Annotated in this window: 18 protein-coding genes; 16 read left to right on the forward strand and 2 right to left on the reverse strand. The window is 70.7% G+C overall.

Annotated features, from left to right (window positions below):
- The first annotated feature begins 11 nt into the window (after positions 1 to 11).
- The 7 genes from AW273_RS37170 to AW273_RS12805 all read left to right on the forward strand — a co-directional run bounded on the left by AW273_RS37170 (position 12) and on the right by AW273_RS12805 (position 6,581).
- On the forward strand, positions 12 to 860 hold the full coding sequence (locus AW273_RS37170) for a hypothetical protein (protein ID WP_062348515.1): 849 nt from the start codon (positions 12 to 14) through the stop codon (positions 858 to 860).
- Complete coding sequence (murJ, locus tag AW273_RS38575; protein WP_062348516.1) at positions 857 to 2,425, forward strand: murein biosynthesis integral membrane protein MurJ; 1,569 nt, start codon at positions 857 to 859, stop codon at positions 2,423 to 2,425. The genes AW273_RS37170 and murJ overlap by 4 nt, the downstream gene beginning before the upstream one ends.
- Positions 2,422 to 3,438, forward strand: a complete 1,017-nt coding sequence (locus tag AW273_RS38580) for a glycosyltransferase family 4 protein (protein ID WP_062348517.1) — start codon at positions 2,422 to 2,424, stop codon at positions 3,436 to 3,438. Before murJ ends, AW273_RS38580 begins: the two co-directional genes overlap by 4 nt.
- A 257-nt stretch (positions 3,439 to 3,695) precedes the next feature.
- Positions 3,696 to 4,670, forward strand: coding sequence for a TerC family protein (locus AW273_RS12790; protein WP_439648624.1), 975 nt, complete (start codon positions 3,696 to 3,698; stop codon positions 4,668 to 4,670).
- 140 nt (positions 4,671 to 4,810) lie between these two features.
- Positions 4,811 to 5,443 carry a phosphatidylserine decarboxylase gene (locus tag AW273_RS12795; RefSeq protein ID WP_062348519.1) on the forward strand — a complete coding sequence of 211 codons (633 nt, stop codon included), beginning with the start codon at positions 4,811 to 4,813 and terminating at the stop codon, positions 5,441 to 5,443.
- Complete coding sequence (pssA, locus tag AW273_RS12800) at positions 5,430 to 6,263, forward strand: CDP-diacylglycerol--serine O-phosphatidyltransferase (protein ID WP_062348520.1); 834 nt, start codon at positions 5,430 to 5,432, stop codon at positions 6,261 to 6,263. Before AW273_RS12795 ends, pssA begins: the two co-directional genes overlap by 14 nt.
- Before the next feature lie 45 nt (positions 6,264 to 6,308).
- Positions 6,309 to 6,581, forward strand: a complete 273-nt coding sequence (locus tag AW273_RS12805) for a hypothetical protein (RefSeq protein ID WP_062348521.1) — start codon at positions 6,309 to 6,311, stop codon at positions 6,579 to 6,581.
- A gap of 1 nt (position 6,582) precedes the next feature.
- Here AW273_RS12805 and AW273_RS12810 read toward each other — a convergent pair whose 3' ends face one another.
- Together AW273_RS12810 and AW273_RS12815 are read right to left on the reverse strand one after the other, a co-directional pair.
- Positions 6,583 to 7,221: an MBL fold metallo-hydrolase gene (locus tag AW273_RS12810; RefSeq protein WP_062348522.1), complete on the reverse strand. Its 639-nt coding sequence runs from the start codon at positions 7,219 to 7,221 to the stop codon at positions 6,583 to 6,585.
- A gap of 4 nt (positions 7,222 to 7,225) precedes the next feature.
- Positions 7,226 to 7,927 carry a maleylpyruvate isomerase N-terminal domain-containing protein gene (locus AW273_RS12815; RefSeq protein ID WP_062348523.1) on the reverse strand — a complete coding sequence of 234 codons (702 nt, stop codon included), beginning with the start codon at positions 7,925 to 7,927 and terminating at the stop codon, positions 7,226 to 7,228.
- Between the two features lie 148 nt (positions 7,928 to 8,075).
- On the opposite strand from AW273_RS12815, the gene uvrA reads away from it, so the two are divergent.
- From uvrA to AW273_RS12860, 9 genes are all read left to right on the forward strand, one after another.
- Positions 8,076 to 10,916 (forward strand): excinuclease ABC subunit UvrA, encoded by a 2,841-nt coding sequence (gene uvrA / locus AW273_RS12820; RefSeq protein WP_062348524.1) that lies wholly within the window; start codon positions 8,076 to 8,078, stop codon positions 10,914 to 10,916.
- A gap of 107 nt (positions 10,917 to 11,023) precedes the next feature.
- Positions 11,024 to 11,611, forward strand: coding sequence for a Rieske (2Fe-2S) protein (locus AW273_RS12825; RefSeq protein WP_063909942.1), 588 nt, complete (start codon positions 11,024 to 11,026; stop codon positions 11,609 to 11,611).
- A 108-nt stretch (positions 11,612 to 11,719) separates the two neighbouring features.
- Positions 11,720 to 12,778: a hypothetical protein gene (locus AW273_RS12830; RefSeq protein ID WP_062348525.1), complete on the forward strand. Its 1,059-nt coding sequence runs from the start codon at positions 11,720 to 11,722 to the stop codon at positions 12,776 to 12,778.
- Between the two features lie 51 nt (positions 12,779 to 12,829).
- A complete protein-coding gene (gene uvrC / locus AW273_RS12835; RefSeq protein WP_062348526.1) occupies positions 12,830 to 14,731 on the forward strand; it encodes an excinuclease ABC subunit UvrC in 1,902 nt (633 codons plus the stop codon).
- Positions 14,728 to 15,606: an RNase adapter RapZ gene (gene rapZ / locus AW273_RS12840; RefSeq protein ID WP_062348527.1), complete on the forward strand. Its 879-nt coding sequence runs from the start codon at positions 14,728 to 14,730 to the stop codon at positions 15,604 to 15,606. Before uvrC ends, rapZ begins: the two co-directional genes overlap by 4 nt.
- Positions 15,603 to 16,550 (forward strand): gluconeogenesis factor YvcK family protein, encoded by a 948-nt coding sequence (locus AW273_RS12845; RefSeq protein WP_062348528.1) that lies wholly within the window; start codon positions 15,603 to 15,605, stop codon positions 16,548 to 16,550. The genes rapZ and AW273_RS12845 overlap by 4 nt, the downstream gene beginning before the upstream one ends.
- 63 nt (positions 16,551 to 16,613) lie before the next feature.
- A complete protein-coding gene (whiA, locus tag AW273_RS12850; RefSeq protein ID WP_030452232.1) occupies positions 16,614 to 17,594 on the forward strand; it encodes a DNA-binding protein WhiA in 981 nt (326 codons plus the stop codon).
- A 167-nt stretch (positions 17,595 to 17,761) separates the two neighbouring features.
- Positions 17,762 to 18,766, forward strand: coding sequence for a type I glyceraldehyde-3-phosphate dehydrogenase (gene gap / locus AW273_RS12855; RefSeq protein ID WP_062348529.1), 1,005 nt, complete (start codon positions 17,762 to 17,764; stop codon positions 18,764 to 18,766).
- The gene (locus AW273_RS12860) at positions 18,766 to 19,953 is read left to right on the forward strand and encodes a phosphoglycerate kinase (protein ID WP_062348530.1); all 1,188 of its coding nucleotides are present in this window, start codon (positions 18,766 to 18,768) and stop codon (positions 19,951 to 19,953) included. The genes gap and AW273_RS12860 overlap by 1 nt, the downstream gene beginning before the upstream one ends.
- Position 19,954: the final 1 nt, after the last annotated feature.

Here is a 19,954-nt window from a genome sequence, read left to right on the forward strand (position 1 = left end):
AAGGATCCGCCGTGACTCAACGTCCCCTGCTCCTCGCCCTGGCGGGGGCGGCGCTCGGCGCGGCCGCCGCGCGGGCCGCCTACGCGGCCTTCACGAAGAAGCAGCCGTTCGGCGACGAGAAGACCTGGGCCCGCGTCAACCATCGCGGCGAGCCCGTCACGCTGCTCGAAGGCCCGGCGTTCGCGGCCGGGGCCGGGGCCGCGCTGGCGCTCACCCCGGGGCTCCCCGTCCGGGTGAAGGCCGCCGGCGTGCTGACCTCCGTGGCCTGCGGCGCGCTCGGCGCCTACGACGACGTGTTCGGCACCAGCGCCTCCAAGGGCTTCAAGGGCCATCTGTCGGCGCTGCGCAGGGGGCAGGTCACCAGCGGCGCGGTGAAGATCCTCGGGATCGGCGCGACGGGACTCGCCGCCGCCGCCCTGACCCGCCGGAACGTGGCCGACATCGCCATCGACGGCCTGCTGATCGCCGGGTCGGCCAACCTGGCCAACCTGTTCGACCTGCGGCCCGGCCGGGCGATCAAGGTCGGCCTGCTGGCCGGCGCGCCGCTCGCCGGCTCGCCGCTGGCGGCCGTGCCCCTCGGCGCCGCCGCAGCGCTGCTCCCCGGCGACCTGGCCGAACGGGCGATGCTCGGCGACACCGGCGCCAACGCGCTCGGCGCGCTGCTGGGCCTGGCGGCCGCCCAGAAGCTGGGGCGTCCGGGGCGGCTGGCCGTGCTGGGCACCGTCGCGGCGCTGACGGCCGCCTCGGAGAAGGTGTCGTTCACCAAGGTCATCGCGGGGAATCCGGTGCTGAACCGGCTCGACATGCTCGGGCGCCGCCCGGTGCCGCCTCCGGCCGAGGTCACCCGGCCCACCCCTTGACCACCCGGGGGGTCGCGGGCGCGGCCCTGCTCATCGGCGTCATCACGATCGCGGCGCGGGTCACCGGCTTCGCCAAGCAGCTCGTGTTCGCCAAGACGGTCGGCACGGGCTGCCTGTCGTCGGCCTACTTCACCGCGAACGCGGTCCCCAACCTGATCTTCGAGATCGTCGTCGGGGGCGCGCTGGCGGGCATGGTCGTGCCGGTGCTGGCGGGCGCGGCCGAGCGTGGTGACCGCGAGACCGCGGGGCGGATCGCGTCGGGGCTGCTGACCTGGGTCGTCGTGCTGCTGGTGCCGCTGAGCGTGCTGGCCGCGCTGTTCGCGGGCCCCATCGTGTGGTTGTTCGTGCCCGGCGCCATGGTCGGGTGTGACGGCGGTGACGTCGTGGTGCTCGCCGCCCACATGCTCGTCGTCTTCGCGCCCCAGATCCTCCTGTACGGTCTGGCGGTCGTCCTCTACGGCGTGCTGCAGGCCCACCGGCGCTTCGCCGGGCCCGCCCTGGCCCCGCTGATCTCCAGTGTCGTCGTCATCGCGGCCTACCTGGCCTTCGTCCCGCTCGGCGGCACGGTCGACATCGCCGGGCTGCCCCGCGAGGCCGAACTCGTGTTGTCGGTCGGCACCACGCTCGGGGTGGCGTCCCTCGTGCTCACCGTGCTGTGGCCGGTCGCCCGGCTGAATTTGCGCTGGCGTCCGACGCTGAGCTTCCCCGCCGGGGTCGCCCCGCAGGTCAGACGCCTGGCGGTGGCCGGACTGAGCACGCTGCTGGCGCAGCAGGCCGCGATGGCCGTGGTGGTCAGGCTGGCCAACCAGGGCGGCACCGGGCGGCTGGCCGCCTACAACTACGCCTGGGCCGTCTATCTGGTGCCGTACGCCGTGCTCGCCGTCCCCATCGCGACCAGCGTCTTCCCCGTGCTCTCCGCCCGATGGGAGGCCGGCGACGGGCGGGGCTTCGCCGAACTGGCCGCCCGCACCACGCGCGCGGTGGTGCTCGTCTCCGGCCTGGCGGCGGGCGCGCTGGTCGCGGTCGCCGCGCCGGTGGCCGAGGTGTTCCTGACGACCAAGTCGGAGGTGCCGCCCGACCAGCTCACCCTGGGCATCGTCGCCTTCGCCCCCGGCCTGGTCGGCTACGGCCTGATGGCCCACCTGTCGCGTGTCCTGTACGCCGGCGGCCACGGCCGCCCCGCCGCCCGCGACCAGGTCGCCGGGTGGCTCGTGGTGATCGCCGCCCAGGTCGCCCTGGTGCTGACCCTGCCCGACGACTGGGCGGTCGGCGCGCTGGGCCTGGGCAGCACGATCGGCATGACCACCGCGGGCGTCCTGCTGCTCCTGGCGGTCCGCCGTGCCCACGGCCCCCTGGAAGGGCTCACCCGGGCCGTGCTCGCCGCGGTCGCCGGCGGTGTGACGGGCGCGGTCGCCGGTTCCGCCGTCGTCTGGCTGCTCGGCACCCCCGGCCTGTGGGGCAGTGTGCTGGTGGCGGGCCTGGCCGGGATCGTGGCGGCCGGTTCCGGCGGCGCGGTCGCGGCCGCGATCGACCGCGACGACCTCAAGGAAGTGATCAGACGGTGAAGATCCTGCTGACCCTCGGCACCAGCGCCGGGGGAGTGGGCCGCCACGTCCGCACCCTCGCCGACGGCTTCGCGGCCCGGGGGCACGAGGTCGTCGTCGCCGGTCCGGCCGAGACCCGGCACCGGTTCGGCTTCACCCAGGCCTTCGCCGAGATCCCCGTCTCCGACCGGCCCCACCCGGTCAACGACGCCCGGACGGTGGCCGCCCTGCGCCGGATCGAGGCCGACGTCGTACACGCCCACGGCCTGCGCGCCGGCGCCCTGGCCGCGCTGGCCCGGCCGCGCCGGCTCGTGGTCACGCTGCACAACGCGGTCACCGCCGGGGGCGCGATCGGCGCGGTCTACGCGACCCTCGAACGGATCGTGGCCCGCCGGGCCGACATGGTCCTCGGCGTCTCGCCCGACCTGTGCGAGCGCATGACCGCGCTCGGCGCCCGGGCCGTCGCCCCCGCCGTGGTGCCCGCGCCGCCGCTGGGCGACCTGCCCGCCACCACCGAGTTCGGCGGGAAGAGGGTGCTGCTGACCGTGGCGCGGCTGGCCCAGCAGAAGGGGCTGGAGGTGCTGCTCGACGCCGCGGCCGGGCCGTACCCGCCGGACGTGGTCTTCGCCGTCGCCGGGGAGGGGCCGCTGCGCGACGCGCTCCGGGAGCGGGTGACCCGCGAGAACCTGCCGGTGACCCTGCTCGGCCCGCGCGACGACGTCGCGGCCCTGTTGAAGGCGGCGGCCGCCCTGGTGGTGCCGAGCCGCTGGGAGGGGCAGCCGCTGATCGTCCAGGAGGCGCTGCGGGCCGGGGTGCCCGTCGTGGGCTTCGCGGTGGGCGGCGTGCCGCTCATGACCGGCGACGCGGGCCTGCTGGTGGCGCCCGGTGACCCCGCGGAACTGCGGTCGGCGCTGCTGCGGCTGCTGGGGGACGCACGCCTGGCGGGCGAGCTGAGAACCGCCGCGTCGGCTCGCGGGAGGGCACTGCCGGACGAGGCCGACGCGGTCGAGGCGGCCCTGAAGAACTACGGCTGAGCGGGGAATCACCCGGGCTTGTTCCGGGTTGAGAGGAATAATTCGTTCAGGAAACCTGCCCCTGGGGTTCAGTAGCCCTTGGGGCTGGTCTCTATACTGTTCGCGTTGGGGGGGAGTATCCCTTCGCGACGGTCCCGTCATCACGGTGTCAGCACCCGGGGCCGTCGGTCCGTGTCTGGAGCTTTTCCAGGGGCGGGAGAGACCTCCGGCAGTGTGTTTCGTCGCGCGCCGGAGGGATTAAGGAATTGGACATTCCCGTGTGGGGTTGGGCTGCCGTCATCATCGGCCTGCTCGTGGTCATCGCCATCGACCTGTGGGTCGTCGACCGGGGAGAGCCCAAGGAGTTCTCGCTCCGTCAGGCGGGCTTCTGGGTGGGTCTCTACGTCGCGCTCGCCGTGCTGTTCGGCATCGGCCTGCTGATCTTCGCGGGCCCGCAGCAGTCGGGTGAGTTCTTCGCCGGTTACATCACCGAATACAGCCTGAGCGTCGACAACCTGTTCGTGTTCTTCATCATCATGTCCAGGTTCGCGGTGCCGAAGGCCTACCAGCACAAGGTGCTGACGATCGGCATCCTCATCGCGCTGGTCATGCGCGGGTTCTTCATCGTCGTCGGCGCCGCCGCCCTGAACTCCTTCCACTGGCTCTTCTACGTGTTCGGCGCGATCCTCCTCTACACCGCGTACACGATGATCCGCGACCACAACAAGAGCGAAGAGGACTTCGACGAGAACATCCTGCTGCGCTACGCGCGCCGGGCGTTCCCCACCACCCCCGACTACGTCGGCTCCAAGATGATCGTCCGGGTCGACGGCAAGAAGATGGTCACCCCGATGCTGATCGTCATGATCGCCATCGGCAGCACCGACCTGCTGTTCGCCCTCGACTCCATCCCCGCGATCTTCGGTCTGACCACCGACGCGTTCATCGTCTTCACCGCCAACGCGTTCGCCCTGATGGGCCTGCGCCAGCTCTACTTCCTGCTCGGCGGCCTGCTGCAGCGCCTGGTCTACCTCAGCTACGGCCTGGCGTTCATCCTCGCCTTCATCGGCGTGAAGCTGATTCTCGAGGCCATGCACGACGTGGTCGACTGGGCGCCGAAGATCCCGATCTCGGTCTCGCTGAGCGTCATCATCGGCACGATGGTGATCACGACGGTGGCGAGCATCATCAAGTCCCGCCGCACCCCGGCCGTCGAGAAGGACGCCGCCCCCGAGCAGGCGGAGCGCCACTAAGCCACCAAAACCCCACTGGGGTGCCGCGCTTGACGCGAAAGAGGACGGTTAGGGACTGTGGCATCGGTAACATAACTGCTTAAGTCGCAAATCCGTCCTCTAGTCGCAAAAGAGTACAAAGGCTCCTAGTGTCGAACGAAATGGAAAGTCCTCGCCCGCGCGTACGGCTCGCGCGCGGTGTGTCGCCGTGGCTGGCTCCGACAGCGGCCGCGGCGGCCGTGACCGCGGCCCTGACCGCTCGGTCTCCCAAGTGGGCTCTCGCGGCGGTGCCGCTGACGGCCCTCACGGGAGGGATGCTCTGGTTCTTCCGTGATCCTGACCGTTCGCCCGGCGCCGGGCGGCTGCTCTCGCCCGCCGACGGCGTCGTGCAGAGCGTCGACCCCTGGCCCGATGGCCGCACCCGCGTCGCCATCTTCATGAGCCCGCTGAACGTCCACGTCAACCGCGCCCCCGCCGCCGGGACCGTCGTCTCGGTCGAGCACGTCGCGGGGGGCTTCGTGCCGGCGTTCAACAAGGACAGCGACAAGAACGAACGTGTGGTGTGGCACTTCGACACCGCGCTCGGCGACATCGAGATGGTCCAGATCGCCGGGGCCGTCGCGCGCCGAATCGTCCCCTATCTGCAGGCCGGCGCGAAGGTCGCCCAGGGCGACCGCGTCGGGCTGATCCGGCTGGGCTCCCGGGTCGACCTCTACCTGCCCGAGGGCGTCGAGCCCGCCGTGACCGTCGGCGACAAGACCGTGGCTGGGGTGACCCGCATTGACCGCGCCTGATATCAGGGCCGGAAGCTGGTCCGTCGAAGAAGAGGAAGAACCGATAGGGCCGGTCGGCAAGGCGTTCCGCCTGTCGGCCGCCGACCTGCTCTCCCTGGGCAACGCGTTGTCGGGGTTCCTGTCGGTGGTCGTGCTGGCGTACAGCGCGATCGACCAGCTCAAAATGACCCGGGGCAGCTTCGAGCCCGACCCGAGGTTCTTCGGGACCGCCGTCGTGCTGCTGCTCGTCGGGGCGACCTGCGACCTGTTCGACGGGCTGGTGGCCCGCCGGTTCCGGGCCTCGGCGATGGGCGCCGAGCTCGACAACCTCGCCGACGTGATCAGCTTCGGCTTCGCGCCGGCGTTCATGATCGTCATATGGGGCGGGTTCAACGCCCCGCTGCCCCTGTGGCTCGTGCTGGCCGCCGCGGCGTCGGTGCTGCTCGCCGGGGTGACCCGGCTCGCCCGGTTCGCCTGCGTGAAGACCAAGAGCGGCGACTTCATGGGCCTGCCCATCCCCATGGGCGCCATGACGATCGTCTCGATCGTGTTGCTGTTCCAGCCGACGATCTGGACGATCCTCGGCATCTTCGCCACGTCCTACCTGATGATCAGCCGGATCGAGTACCCCAAGCCCAAGGGCAACCTGGCGGCCGTCGTGCTCGGCTGGATGATGATCAACGTGGCCTGCCTCACGATCTGGGCGGCCGGGCTGCCCGGCGGCGACCAGCTCATCCAGGTCGGCGCGATCATGCAGATCGCGATCGTGTCGGCGATCCCGCTGCGGGTGCTGATGTTCAAGCGGGCCCAGCGCAAGGAACGCCGCGCCGCCGACTCGTGACGGGGCGGCTGTCCCGGGGCGGACCCGCCGTTGTTCAATGGGCATATGGCGACCGCCCCGCGTGAGCTGACCCGGTCCTACTTCCTCGGCAAGCTCGCGCGTGAACTCGAACAGCGCGGCTTCGACGTCACCCTGCGGGCCGACCCGCCGTCGCTGAAGGTGAGCGACCCCGAGGCCGCCCTGCTCAACGAGACCGTCGACTGCGTCTCGCTGCAGGGCGGCTGGTTCTACCGGTGGTCGTGGGGCGAGGTGGTGGAGAGCGCCGAGGAGCCCGACGCCGCCGCCACGCTCATCGCCAGGGTGCTGGGCGCGCGCTGACCTACCAGCCGCGCGCCTTCCACTCGGGCAGCGCGGGGCGCTCGGCCCCGAGCGTGGTGTCCTTGCCGTGGCCGGGATAGACCCACGTCTCGTCGTCGAAGCGGTCGAAGATCCGCTCCACGACGTCGGTGTAGAGCTGGGTGAACCGCTCCGGGTCCTTCCAGGTGTTGCCCACGCCGCCCGGGAACAGCGAGTCTCCGGTGAAGAGGTGACCCGGGTAGTAGAGGGCGATCGAGCCCGGCGTGTGGCCGCGCAGGTGGATCACCTCCAGGTCGGTCACCCCGACCGTCACCCGGTCGCCGCCGTCGACGGGCCGGGCCTCGACCGGCAGCGCCGCGGCGTCGTCACGGCCCGCCACCACGGTCGCGCCGGTCGCCCTGACGACCTCCTCCAGGGCGCCCCAGTGGTCGCCGTGCTGGTGGGTGGTCACGATCACGCTGATCGGCTGCCTGCCGATCAGCTCCAGGATCCTGCCGGGCTCGGCGGCGGCGTCGATCAGCATGCCGTCGCCGGTCTCGCGGCAGCGGATCAGGTAGGCGTTGTTGCCGAAGTCGCCGACCTCCATCTTGGCGATGGTGATCTTCTCCAGTTCCCGGACGTCGGCCGGGCCGCCCTTGGACACGTCTCCCGTATAGGTCATGAGATCACGCTAGGCCGTCGGGGGCCGATCGGACCATCCAGGGCGGGGGAGCCGGGAAGCCGTCGGGGGCGTGGCGGCCGGTCAGCCAGGCGACGAGCTCCCGCTTGGTGGCCCGCAGGTCGGGGCCGTCGGCCCCGCTGATCGTCTCGCCGGTGTCGGTCGCGGTCAGGCTCCGGTACGTCGGCTCGCCCGCCAGCCCGGGGGAGTCGCGCCACTCCCAGTGGACGTAGCGGTCGGGCCAGTCGCGCCAGGTGTAGGCCGTGCCGAGGTCGCCGTGGTGGATCTCGACCTCGCGCAGGCGGCGCATGACGATGTACCAGGCGGGGTGCTCGGGCGGGCGGGTGCCGCTGATCAGGGCGTTCCAGCGGTCGCCGGGGATCGCGTCGGCGGCGGCGGCGAAGCGGGCGGTGCTCTCCTCCAGGTCGGCGAGCTGCTCCTTGGCCGGCCTGGCGTAGCCCGCCTCGATGCCGGCGTCGCGTTCGGCGGCGTCGCGGTACTGCGGGGTGACCACGCCCGTACGGGCCCAGGTGAGCAGGTTGACGAGGGAGTCGGCGTTGCGGGCGACGTGGGTGACCACGTGGCCGCGGGTCCAGCCGGGCAGGGCCGAGGGGGCGCGCATCTCGTCGTCGGACAGGGCGGCCACGGTGGCGATCAGCCGGGCGTCGGCGGCCTGGAGCTCCGCCCGGTAGTCGTGAAGGAGGGACATGGCTTCATCCTCGTCCACGGGACAACAGGTTTGACCGGCTGCATACTCTGGATGAGCAGGGGGAGACCGGCCGGGCCGGTTTTTGTCGGTGGCGGCGGATAGCCTGCCCGACGCACACCTGTAGACCCCAACGACCATCGGGAACGCTGTGGCTGACCGTCTCGTCGTGCGTGGCGCACGCGAACACAATCTGAAGGACGTCTCTCTCGATCTCCCCCGAGACGCCCTGATCGTCTTCACCGGGCTGAGCGGCTCAGGCAAATCGAGCCTGGCCTTCGACACGATCTTCGCCGAGGGCCAGCGGCGCTATGTCGAGTCGCTGTCGGCCTATGCCCGGCAGTTCCTCGGCCAGATGGACAAGCCCGACGTCGACTTCATCGAGGGCCTGTCCCCGGCGGTCTCGATCGACCAGAAGTCGACCAGCCGCAACCCGCGCTCGACTGTCGGCACGATCACCGAGGTCTACGACTACCTGCGGCTCCTGTGGGCCCGCATCGGCAAGCCCCACTGCCCGACCTGCGGGCGGCCGATCGCCCGGCAGACCCCGCAGCAGATCGTCGACCGCGTCCTCGAACTGGAGGAGGGCACCCGCTTCCAGGTGCTCGCGCCGGTCATCCGGGGCCGCAAGGGCGAATACGCCGAGTTGTTCCGCGAGCTCCAGACCAAGGGCTACGCCCGCGCCCGCGTCGACGGCACGATCATCCGCCTCGAAGAGCCGCCGACCCTCAAGAAGTACGAGAAGCACGACATCGAGGTGATCGTCGACCGGCTGGCGGTCAAGGAGTCGGCCCGCCGGCGCCTGACCGACTCGGTCGAGACCGCGCTGCAGTTGTCCGGCGGCACGATCACCCTCGACTTCGTCGACCTGGAGGCCGACGACCCCAACCGGGAGCGCTTCTACTCCGAGCACCTCTACTGCCCCTACGACGACCTGTCGTTCGAGGAGCTGGAGCCCCGGTCGTTCTCGTTCAACTCGCCGTTCGGGGCCTGCCCCGAGTGCACGGGCCTCGGCACCCGCATGGAGGTCGACCCCGAGCTGGTCGTCCCCGACCCCGAGAAGACCCTCGGCGACGGCGCGCTGACCCCGTGGGCGGGCGGCCACACCAGCGACTACTTCGAGAAGCTGATGGAGGGCCTGGGCAACGCGCTCGGGTTCGACCTCGACACCCCGTGGGAGAAGCTGACCCGCGCCCAGCAGAACGCCCTGCTCCACGGCCACGACGAACAGGTCCACATCCGCTACAGCAACCGGTTCGGGCGCCAGCGCTCCTACTACACCGACTTCGACGGCGTGATCCCGTGGATCCAGCGCCGCCACGCCGAGTCCGAGAGCGACGCGGTGCGGGAGAAGTTCGAGGGCTACATGCGGGAGATCCCGTGCCCGGCCTGCAAGGGCCGCCGCCTCAAGCCGGTCTCCCTCGCGGTGACCGTCGGCGGGTCGTCGATCGCCGAGGTCGCGGCCCTGTCGATCGGCGAGTGCGCCAGGTTCCTGGCCGGGTTCAAGCTCTCCGAGCGCGACATGCAGATCGCCGAGCGGGTGGTCAAGGAGATCAACGCCCGCCTGGGCTTCCTGCTCGACGTCGGCCTCGACTACCTGACACTCAACCGGGCCGCCGGCACCCTCGCCGGCGGCGAGGCCCAGCGCATCAGGCTCGCCACCCAGATCGGCTCGGGCCTGGTCGGAGTGCTCTACGTCCTCGACGAGCCCTCGATCGGCCTCCACCAGCGTGACAACATGCGCCTGCTGGAGACCCTGATCCGGCTGCGCGACATGGGCAACACCCTGATCGTCGTCGAGCACGACGAAGACACCATCGCGGCGGCCGACTGGGTGGTCGACATCGGCCCCGGCGCCGGTGAACACGGCGGCCAGGTGGTCGTCTCGGGCACCGTCGAAGAACTCCTGTCCAGTGAGGAGTCGCTGACCGGCGCCTACCTGTCGGGGCGGCGGGCCATCGCGGTGCCGAAGAAGCGCCGCAAGCGCGACCGCAAACGCCAGCTCGTGGTGAAGGGCGCCCGGGAGCACAACCTCGGCGGCATCGACGTCGAGTTCCCGCTCGGCGTCTTCACCGCCGTGACCGGGGTGTCGGGATCGGGCAAGTCGACGCTGGTCAACGACATCCTCTACAACGCGCTGGCCAAGGAGCTCCACGGCGCGAAGACCGTGCCGGGGCGGCACTCCCGGGTGAACGGGGTCGACCAGCTCGACAAGGTCGTCCACGTCGACCAGTCGCCGATCGGGCGCACCCCGCGCTCCAACCCGGCGACCTACACCGGGGTGTTCGACCACGTCCGGAAGTTGTTCGCGCAGACGACCGAGGCCAAGATCCGGGGCTACCAGCAGGGCCGGTTCAGCTTCAACGTCAAGGGCGGGCGCTGCGAGGCGTGCGCCGGCGACGGCACCATCAAGATCGAGATGAACTTCCTGCCCGACGTCTACGTCCCGTGCGAGGTCTGCCACGGCGCCCGCTACAACCGGGAGACGCTGGAGGTCCACTACAAGGGCAAGACGATCGCCGAGATCCTCGACATGCCGATCGAGGAGGCGCTCGACTTCTTCGAGGCCATCCCGGCGATCAGCCGTCACCTGCGGACCCTCAACGACGTCGGCCTCGGCTACGTCCGCCTCGGGCAGCCCGCCACCACCCTGTCGGGCGGCGAGGCCCAGCGCGTCAAGCTCGCCTCCGAGCTGCAGCGGCGGTCGACCGGCCGCACGATCTACGTGCTCGACGAGCCGACCACCGGTCTCCACTTCGAGGACATCCGGCGCCTGCTGGGCGTGTTGGAGCGGCTGGTCGACGCCGGGAACACGGTCATCGTGATCGAGCACAACCTCGACGTGATCAAGACGGCCGACTGGGTGATCGACATGGGCCCCGAAGGGGGCTCGGGCGGCGGCCGGGTGGTCGCGACCGGCACCCCCGAAGACGTCGCGCTCGTCGACGGCAGCCACACCGGGTCGTTCCTGCGAAAGATCCTCGACCTGTAAGTGCATTTCTTCATATTCCGGTGGGATCCGGTAGGCCAGGCTGAACCACGAACGGGGTTGGGCCCGTACCTACCAATGATCGGGAAGTCCCCCAGCGGAGGATGGAAATGAACGTTGACGGCACCTCTGAGCAGGAACAGGTCACGAGCGCGCTGACGCGGCGGGGCCTGGTCTTCGCGGTGGGCGGCGCCGGGCTGGCCGCCGCCCTGACGGCGTGCACCGGCTACTCCTCCGGCACGGCCACCAGCGCCGAGCCGCCGGGGTCGGTGCCCGCCGACCAGGCGAAGCCGGCCTGGGGCGACAACCCGCCTCCCACCGGCGACGCCCAGGCCGAAGCACCCCCGGCCGACGAGCCGGAAGAGGAGCCGGCCGACCCGCCGGCCGAGGAGGAGCCGCCCGCGCAGGCCGCCGACGCCTTCGCCAAGACGGCCGACATCCCCGAGGGCGGCGGCAAGATCTTCGAGGCCGAGAAGGTCGTCATCACCCAGCCGACGCCGGGCAACTTCAAGTGCTTCACGGCGGTCTGCACGCATGCGGGGTGCACGGTGGCCAGCATCTCGGGCGGGACGATCAACTGCCCGTGCCACGGGAGCAAGTTCAAGATCTCCGACGGGTCGGTGGCGGGCGGCCCCGCGCCGTCGCCGCTGGAGGAGAAGCAGATCACGGTGAGCGGGGACAACATCGTCCTGGCGTGATTATGGCGCGTGCTTCGCACGCGCGGCCCGGGCGGAGGGGGCCGGCTGCCGAGGGTGTGGCTTGGGGTGTCGGAGGTGCTCGGTTGACGGTCGGTTGATGATCATGGAGTGGTGTGGGGGTTCGCGCGGGCCGGTCGGCCGGGGTGGTTCGTACTGGCCGCGGGGGCCGTGCTGGGGTGGGGGGTGCTCGTCGCCTTCCGGCATGCCTGGCTGGCCGATTGGGACCTCCACGTCGCCACCCTGCGGGCGATGCTCGACGAGCCGCCCGCCGGGGGGTGGACGCCGACGCCCTACGTGCTCGGGCTGGCTCTTCTCGCCCGGGTCTCCGGTGCGGGGCCCGAGACCGTTCTCGGGGCCGCCGGGATACTGAACGTCCTGTTGCTGCTGGTCGCGCTGCGGGCGTTCGGGCGGGAGCTCGGCGCGCGTGACTCCGTCGCCGCGTTGGCGGCGGTGTTCACGATCGTCCTGTGGGGGGTCAGCGGGTTCGGGGCTACCGGGTTTCCCGGGCTCACCTCGTTGTCGTTCTCGTTCGCCTTTCCGTCGACGCCGGCGTTAGCGCTGATGGTGCTGACGTGGACGGTGTTCGTGCGGTTCCGGGAGAGCGGGCGCGGGCTCGTCGGGCTGGTGCTGCTGCCGCCGGTGATCCTGCTCGTGCACCCGTTCGCGGCCGTGGCGACGATGCTCGGAGTGGTGGGCATCCTGGTGGCCCGGCGGTGGCAGTGGCGGCGGCTGGTGCTGATCGTCCCTGCGGGGGTGGGGGCGATCGCGCTGGCGCTCGCGTGGCCCTATCCCGACGTGACCGGGGTGCTGGCCGATTCGCCGGAGTTCTCGGAAGTGCACGCGCCGCTGCTGGAGGACCCCCATCTCCGGTACGGCCTCGCGCTGCTCGGCGTTCCCGCCCTCCTCTACGGCGTGCGCTGGCGGCTCGGCAGGGAACTGCTGATCATCGCCGCCCTCGGGACCGGTGTCGTCGGCGTGGCCGCGTGGGCGGGGCGTTATGAGTTCGCCCGGTTCGTGCCGGTCGTCGTGCTGATGTGCCATCTGGCGCTGGCGCGGCACCTGGGGGAGCGGATGACGGGCTGGCGGCCCTACGCCGTCGTGACCGCCATCGGCTGTCTCGCCGGGTTCGTGGCGGCGATGCCGCAGATGGTGGAGACGCTCCCGTGATGTCCTCGATCATGGAATCGGAATGTCAGCGGGGGCGGATAGTCTTTGAGGGTGGCTGATCCGGCAACCTATCGGCCCGCACCCGGATCGATCCCCGAGTCCCCCGGCGTCTACCGTTTCAGGGATCCCTCCGGCCGGGTGATCTACGTGGGCAAGGCGAAGAGCCTGCGGCAACGGCTGAACTCCTACTTCGCCGACTTCGCGAGCCTCCACTTCCGCACGCAGTCGATGCTGACCACCGCGGCCCGCGTCGACTGGACCGTCGTCGGCACCGAGGTCGAGGCCCTCCAGCTCGAATACTCCTGGATCAAGGAGTTCGACCCCCACTTCAACGTCAAATACCGCGACGACAAGTCCTATCCCTACCTCGCGGTGACGATGTCCGACGAGTTCCCCCGCGTCCAGGTGATGCGGGGAGCCAAGCGCAAGGGCACCCGCTACTTCGGGCCCTACAGCCACGCGTGGGCCATCCGCGAGACCGTCGACCTGCTGCTGCGGGTCTTCCCGGTCCGCACCTGCTCGGCGGGGGTGTTCAAGCGGGCCGGTCAGATCGGGCGGCCCTGCCTGCTCGGCTACATCGACAAGTGCTCGGCGCCCTGCGTCGGCCGGGTCACTCCCGAGCAGCACCGCGACCTGGCCGAAGACTTCTGCGACTTCATGGCCGGCAACACCAGCCGCTTCATCAGGCGCATCGAACAGGAGATGCGCGAGGCGGCGGCGGTGGAGGAGTACGAACGCGCCGCCCGCCTGCGCGACGACGTCCAGGCCCTCCAGAAGGCGCTGGAGAAGCAGGCCGTGGTGCTCGGCGACGCGACCGACGCCGACGTCGTGGCCCTGGCCGAAGACGACCTCGAAGCCGCCGTCCAGGTCTTCTACGTGCGCGGGGGGCGCATCCGCGGCCAGCGCGGCTGGGTCGTCGACAAGGTCGAGGAGTCCTCGCCCGGCGACCTGGTCGAACACTTCCTCATCCGGATGTACTCCGAGGCCGAGATCCCGCGCGAGATCCTCGTCCCGGCCGACCCGCCCGACCTCGACGCCGTGGTCGAGCTGCTCTCCGAGGCGAAGGGCGCCCGCGTCCAGGTCAGGGTGCCGCGGCGCGGCGACAAGAAGGCGCTCATGGAGACCGTCGAGCGCAACGCGAAAGAGGCGCTCACCCAGCACAAACTGCGCCGCTCCAGCGACCTCACCAGCCGCAGCAAGGCCCTCCAGGAGCTCGCCGACGGGCTCGACCTCGACCAGGCGCCGCTGCGCGTCGAGTGCTACGACGTCTCCCACATCCAGGGCACCAACGTGGTCGCCTCGATGGTCGTCTTCGAAGACGGGCTGGCCCGCAAGAGCGAATACCGGCGGTTCCAGATCAAATCCACCGAAGGCGACGTCGCGTCCATCCACGAGGTCATCACCCGGCGGTTCCGCCGCTACCTCGAAGAACGCAGCGCCACCGGCGAGTTCGGCGGCGAACCGACCGGCGAGCCGATCGACCCCGAGACCGGCCGCCCGCGCAAGTTCGCCTACCCGCCCAACCTGGTCGTCGTCGACGGCGGCCCCGCGCAGGCCGCGGCGGCCCAGCGGGCCCTCGACGAGCTCGGCATCGACGACGTGGCGGTGTGCGGCCTGGCCAAGCGGCTCGAAGAGGTCTGGCTGCCGGGAGACGACCAGCCGGTGATCCTGCCGCGCACGAGCGAGGCCCTCTACCTTCTGCAGCGGCTCCGTGACGAAGCGCATCGCTTCGCGATCACCTACCATCGTGCCAAGAGGTCCCGATCGCTCAAAGAGAGCGCTCTGGACGCGGTCCCCGGTCTCGGTCCCGCCCGGCGGCAGGCTCTTCTCCGTCACTTCGGCTCCGTGAAACGCCTTGGTGACGCGACGGCCGCCGAGATATGCGAGGTTCCCGGCATCGGGCCGGCGACGGCCGAGGCGATCGTCGCGGCGTTGAAGGGGGAGAGCGCATGAGCGAGAACACCACCGGCGAGCCCGGGTTCGTGATCGTCACCGGCATGTCCGGCGCCGGGCGCAGCACCGCGGCCAAGGCACTGGAGGACCTGGGCTGGTTCGTCATCGACAACCTGCCGCCCGGCCTGCTGTTCTCGCTGGCCGAGGAGGCCGGGCGGGTCAAGCTGGCCGCCGACCACGTCGCGGCGGTCGTCGACGTGCGGTCGCTGGCGTTCACCACCGACCTGAACGCGGCGATCGAGGAGCTCGACGGCCGCGGGGTCGAGGTCCGGGTGGTCTTCCTGGAGGCCAGCGACGACGAGCTGGTGCGCCGGTTCGAGAACGTGCGCCGGCCCCATCCCCTCCAAGCGGAGAACCGCCTGGTCGACGGCATCGACCGCGAGCGGGGCATTCTGCGCGAGGTCCGGGCCAACGCCGACCTGGTGATCGACACCTCCAAGCTCAACGTCCACGAACTCCGCAAGAAGATCGTCTCGTTCTTCGGCGGGGAGGACCGGCCAGGCCTTAAGGTCAACGTGGTGTCGTTCGGTTACAAATACGGCCTTCCGGTCGATGCCGACCTCGTGGTCGACTGCCGTTTCCTGCCCAACCCTCACTGGGTGCCGGAACTGCGGCCGATGAACGGTCTCGACGTCCCGGTGAGGGAATATGTGCTCAGCCAGCCCGGCGCCAAGGAGTTCCTCGACGGCTACGAGGAGGTCTTCGGCGTGGTGGCCGCCGGTTACACCCGCGAGGGCAAGGGCTACGCCACCCTCGCCGTCGGCTGCACCGGCGGCAAGCACCGCAGCGTGGCCATGGCCGAGCAGCTCGGCGCACGGTTGCGCGAGCGCGGCATGGACGTCCAGGTCAGCCACCGCGACGTGGGTCGCGAGTGAGTGACGACGCCCCCGCGAGACCGAGGGTCGTCGCGCTCGGAGGGGGCCACGGCCTGCACGCCTCACTCTCGGCCCTGCGCCGGGTCACCACCGACCTCACGGCGGTCGTCACCGTCGCCGACGACGGCGGCTCCAGCGGCCGGTTGCGCCGCGAACTCGGCGTGCTGCCGCCCGGCGACCTGCGCATGGCGCTGGCCGCGCTCTGCGGCGACGACGAGTGGGGCCAGACCTGGTCCCGGGTCGTCCAGCACCGTTTTCACGGCGAGGGCGACCTGCGGGGCCACGCGGTCGGCAACCTGCTGATCGTGGCGCTCTGGGAGCTCCTTGACGACCCTGTCAAGGCGCTCGAATGGGTCGGCCGCCTTCTCGGCGCCCACGGGCGGGTGCTGCCGATGGCCTCGGTGCCGCTCGACATCCAGGCCGAGGTCGAGCTCGACGGCGCGGTCACGACCGTCCGGGGGCAGGTCGCGTGCGCGCTCACACCCGGTCGGGTGCGGGCGATTTCGCTCGTTCCATCCGATCCGCCGGTGTCTCCCGAGGCGGTCAGGGCCATCCACGAGGCCGACTGGGTGGTGTTCGGGCCCGGGTCCTGGTTCACCAGCGTGTTGCCGCATCTGAAGGTTCCCGGGCTGGCCAGGGCGCTGGCGACCACGAGCGCCCGGCGGCTGGTCATCCTCAACCTGGCTCCCCAGCCGGGGGAGACCGACGGCTTCTCGCCCGAGAACCATCTTGAGGTGCTCCGCGACCACGCGCCGTCGCTGCTGGTCGACGCCGTCGTCGCAGATCGGGGCGTGGTTCCCGAACCGGGCGAACTGGAGAAGGCCGTGGTGGCCCTCGGGGGGCGCCTGATATTGGCCGATGTGGGCGCCTCTGACGGATCTCCCAGGCACGACGCACCACGCCTTGCCGCTGTCCTGGACGAGATTTTCCGCGAGAAGCGGTGATACCCCCTAGTCAGCGTGCGAGAGACTAACGGCCATAGTCTGTTTGGGGGAGGACACGCGCTAATGGCCATGACAGGCGTGGTAAAAGACGAGCTGAGCCGTCTGCCGGTGCTGAAGCCCTGCTGCCGCAAGGCCGAGGTGTCGACGCTGCTGCGGTTCGCCAGCGGGCTCCATCTGGTGGGCGGCCGGATCGTGATCGAGGCCGAGCTCGACACCAACGTGACGGCCCGCCGCCTGATCAAGGACATTGGCGAGGTGTTCGGCCACAAGGCCGAGGTCCTGGTGCTGGCCCCGGCGGGGCTGCGGAAGGGGTCGCGCTACGTCGTCCGCGTCTACAAGGACGGTGAGGCGCTGGCGCGGCAGACCGGTTTGATCGACAACCACGGCCGTCCGGTGCGGGGCCTGCCCCGACAGGTCGTGTCAGGAGCGACGTGCGACGCCGAGGCCGCCTGGCGGGGCGCGTTCCTGGCCCACGGCTCGCTGACCGAGCCGGGCCGGTCGATGTCGCTGGAGGTGACCTGCCCCGGCCCCGAGGCCGCGCTGGCCCTGGTCGGGTCCGCCCGCCGGCTGAAGATCCACGCCAAGGCGCGCGAGGTGCGCGGCGTCGACCGCGTGGTCGTCCGCGACGGCGACGCCATCAGCGCCCTGCTGACCCGCCTGGGCGCCCACGACAGCGTGCTGGCCTGGGAGGAGCGCCGGATGCGGCGCGAGGTCCGGGCCACCGCCAACCGCCTCGCCAACTTCGACGACGCCAACCTGCGCCGCTCGGCCCGCGCGGCCGTGGCCGCCGGCGCGCGCGTCCAGCGGGCCCTGGAGATCCTCGGCGACGACGCCCCCGAGCACCTCGTGATCGCCGGGCGGCTGCGCGTGGAGCACAAGCAGGCGTCGCTGGAGGAGCTCGGCCAGATCGCCGACCCGCCGCTGACGAAGGACGCCATCGCCGGCCGCATCCGCCGCCTCCTCGCCATGGCCGACAAACGCGCCCAGGACCTCGGCCTCCCGACCACCGAGGCGAGCCTCACGGCGGACATGCTCAGCGGCTGAAGACCCCACGTAACAGCGCAATTTTTTACAGAAAGTCGCCCCGCTTTGCGGCTTTCTTACGCTATGCCGCCCTGCGGCAGACCCACTTGGTCTAAACCAATTTGAGTCCGATAGGGTCTGCACCGAGGTTTCAGTCACGTAACGACGGACGAGGAGATCGGATCCCCGTGACCATCCGCGTAGGCATCAACGGCTTCGGCCGCATTGGCCGCAACTTCTGGCGAGCCGCCGCAGCCAGCGGCAAGGACATCGAGGTCGTCGCTGTCAACGACCTCACGGACAATGCCACGCTCGCGCACCTGCTCAAGTACGACAGCATCCTGGGCCGCCTGCCCTACGAGGTGAAGGCGACCGCCGACGAGATCATCGTCGACGGCAAGGCCATCAAGGCGTTCGCCGAGCGCGACCCGGCCAAGCTTCCGTGGGGCGACCTGGGCGTCGACGTCGTCGTCGAGTCGACCGGCTTCTTCACCGACGCCAACAAGGCCAAGGTCCACGCCGAGAACGGCGCGAAGAAGGTCATCATCTCCGCTCCGGCGAAGAACGAGGACGTCACCATCGTCATGGGTGTCAACCACGACACCTACGACCCGGCGAACCACACGATCATCTCCAACGCGTCGTGCACCACCAACTGCCTGGCCCCGCTCGGCAAGGTCCTCAACGACTCCTTCGGGATCGAGAAGGGCCTCATGACGACGATCCACGCGTACACGCAGGACCAGAACCTGCAGGACGGCCCGCACGGCGACCTCCGCCGCGCCCGCGCCGCCGCGCTGAACATCGTCCCCACCTCGACCGGCGCCGCCAAGGCGATCGGCCTGGTGCTGCCCGAGCTCAAGGGCAAGCTCGACGGCTTCGCGCTGCGCGTGCCGATCCCCACGGGCTCGGCGACCGACCTGACCGTCGACCTCAAGCGCGAGGTGACCGTCGAAGAGGTCAACGCCGCGTTCAAGGCCGCCGCCGAGGGCCCGCTCAAGGGCTTCCTGACCTACACCGAGGACGAGATCGTCTCCAGCGACATCGTCACCGACCCGAGCTCCTGCATCTTCGACGCCGGCCTCACCAAGGTCTTCGGCAACCAGGTGAAGGTCATCGGCTGGTACGACAACGAGTGGGGTTACAGCAACCGTCTCGTGGACCTCATCGAGTACGTGGGTGCCTCGCTCTGATGCGTGGTCTCGACGAGCTCGACGTGAAGGGTCGGCGCGTCCTCGTGCGCGCCGACCTGAACGTTCCCCTCGACGGGGACGTGATCACCGATGACGGCCGCATCCGCGCCTCGCTCCCGACGATCCGGGAGCTGGCCGGCAAGGGCGCCAAGGTGATCGTCTGCGCTCACCTGGGCCGTCCTAAGGGCCAGGTCAAGCCGGAGTTCTCGCTGGCCCCCGTGGCCAGGCGGCTCTCCGAGCTGCTGGGCGAGCCGGTCGCCTTCGCCGCCGACGTGGTCGGCGACTCCGCCCGCGCCACCGTCGCGGCGCTGGAAGAGGGCCAGGTGGCCCTGCTGGAGAACCTGCGCTACGAGCCGGGCGAGGAGTCCAAGGACGACGCCGCCCGCGCCGAGTTCGCGGCCCGCCTGGCCATGCTCGCCGACCTCTACGTCGGCGACGGTTTCGGAGCGGTCCACCGCCGGCACGCGTCGGTCTACGACGTGCCCAAGCAGCTTCCCCACGCGGTCGGCGGCCTGATCGCCGCCGAGGTCGACGTGCTGAAGAAGCTGACCGAAGAACCGGCCCGCCCCTACGCGGTCGTGCTGGGCGGCGCGAAGGTCTCCGACAAGCTCAAGGTCATCGCGAACCTGCTGACCAAGGTCGACCGGCTGCTCATCGGCGGCGGCATGGCCTACACGTTCCTCAAGGCCCAGGGCTACGAGGTCGGCAAGTCCCTCCTGCAGGAGGAGCAGCTCGACACCGTCCGCGGGTTCCTGAACGAGGCCGCTTCGCGCGGCGTCGACCTGGTCCTGCCGGTCGACATCCTGGCGGCCGTCGAGTTCGCCGAGGACGCCGAGTACGAGGTCGTCGACGCCACCGCCATCCCGGCCGACCGTGAGGGCCTGGACATCGGCCCGCGCACCCGCGAGCTGTTCGCCCAGAAGCTGGCCGACGCCCAGACCGTGTTCTGGAACGGCCCGATGGGCGTGTTCGAGTTCGAGGCGTTCTCGGGCGGCACCCGCGCCGTCGCCGAGGCGCTCGTGCGCTCCGAGGCGTTCACCGTGGTCGGCGGCGGCGACTCCGCCGCGGCGGTGCGCAAGCTCGGCCTGCCGGAAGACGGCTTCTCGCACATCTCGACCGGTGGCGGCGCCTCCCTCGAATACCTAGAGGGCAAGGAACTGCCCGGCCTGATCGCGCTGGAGGACTGAC

This window comes from Herbidospora yilanensis, assembly GCF_001570565.1.
Lineage (GTDB): Bacteria > Actinomycetota > Actinomycetes > Streptosporangiales > Streptosporangiaceae > Herbidospora > Herbidospora yilanensis.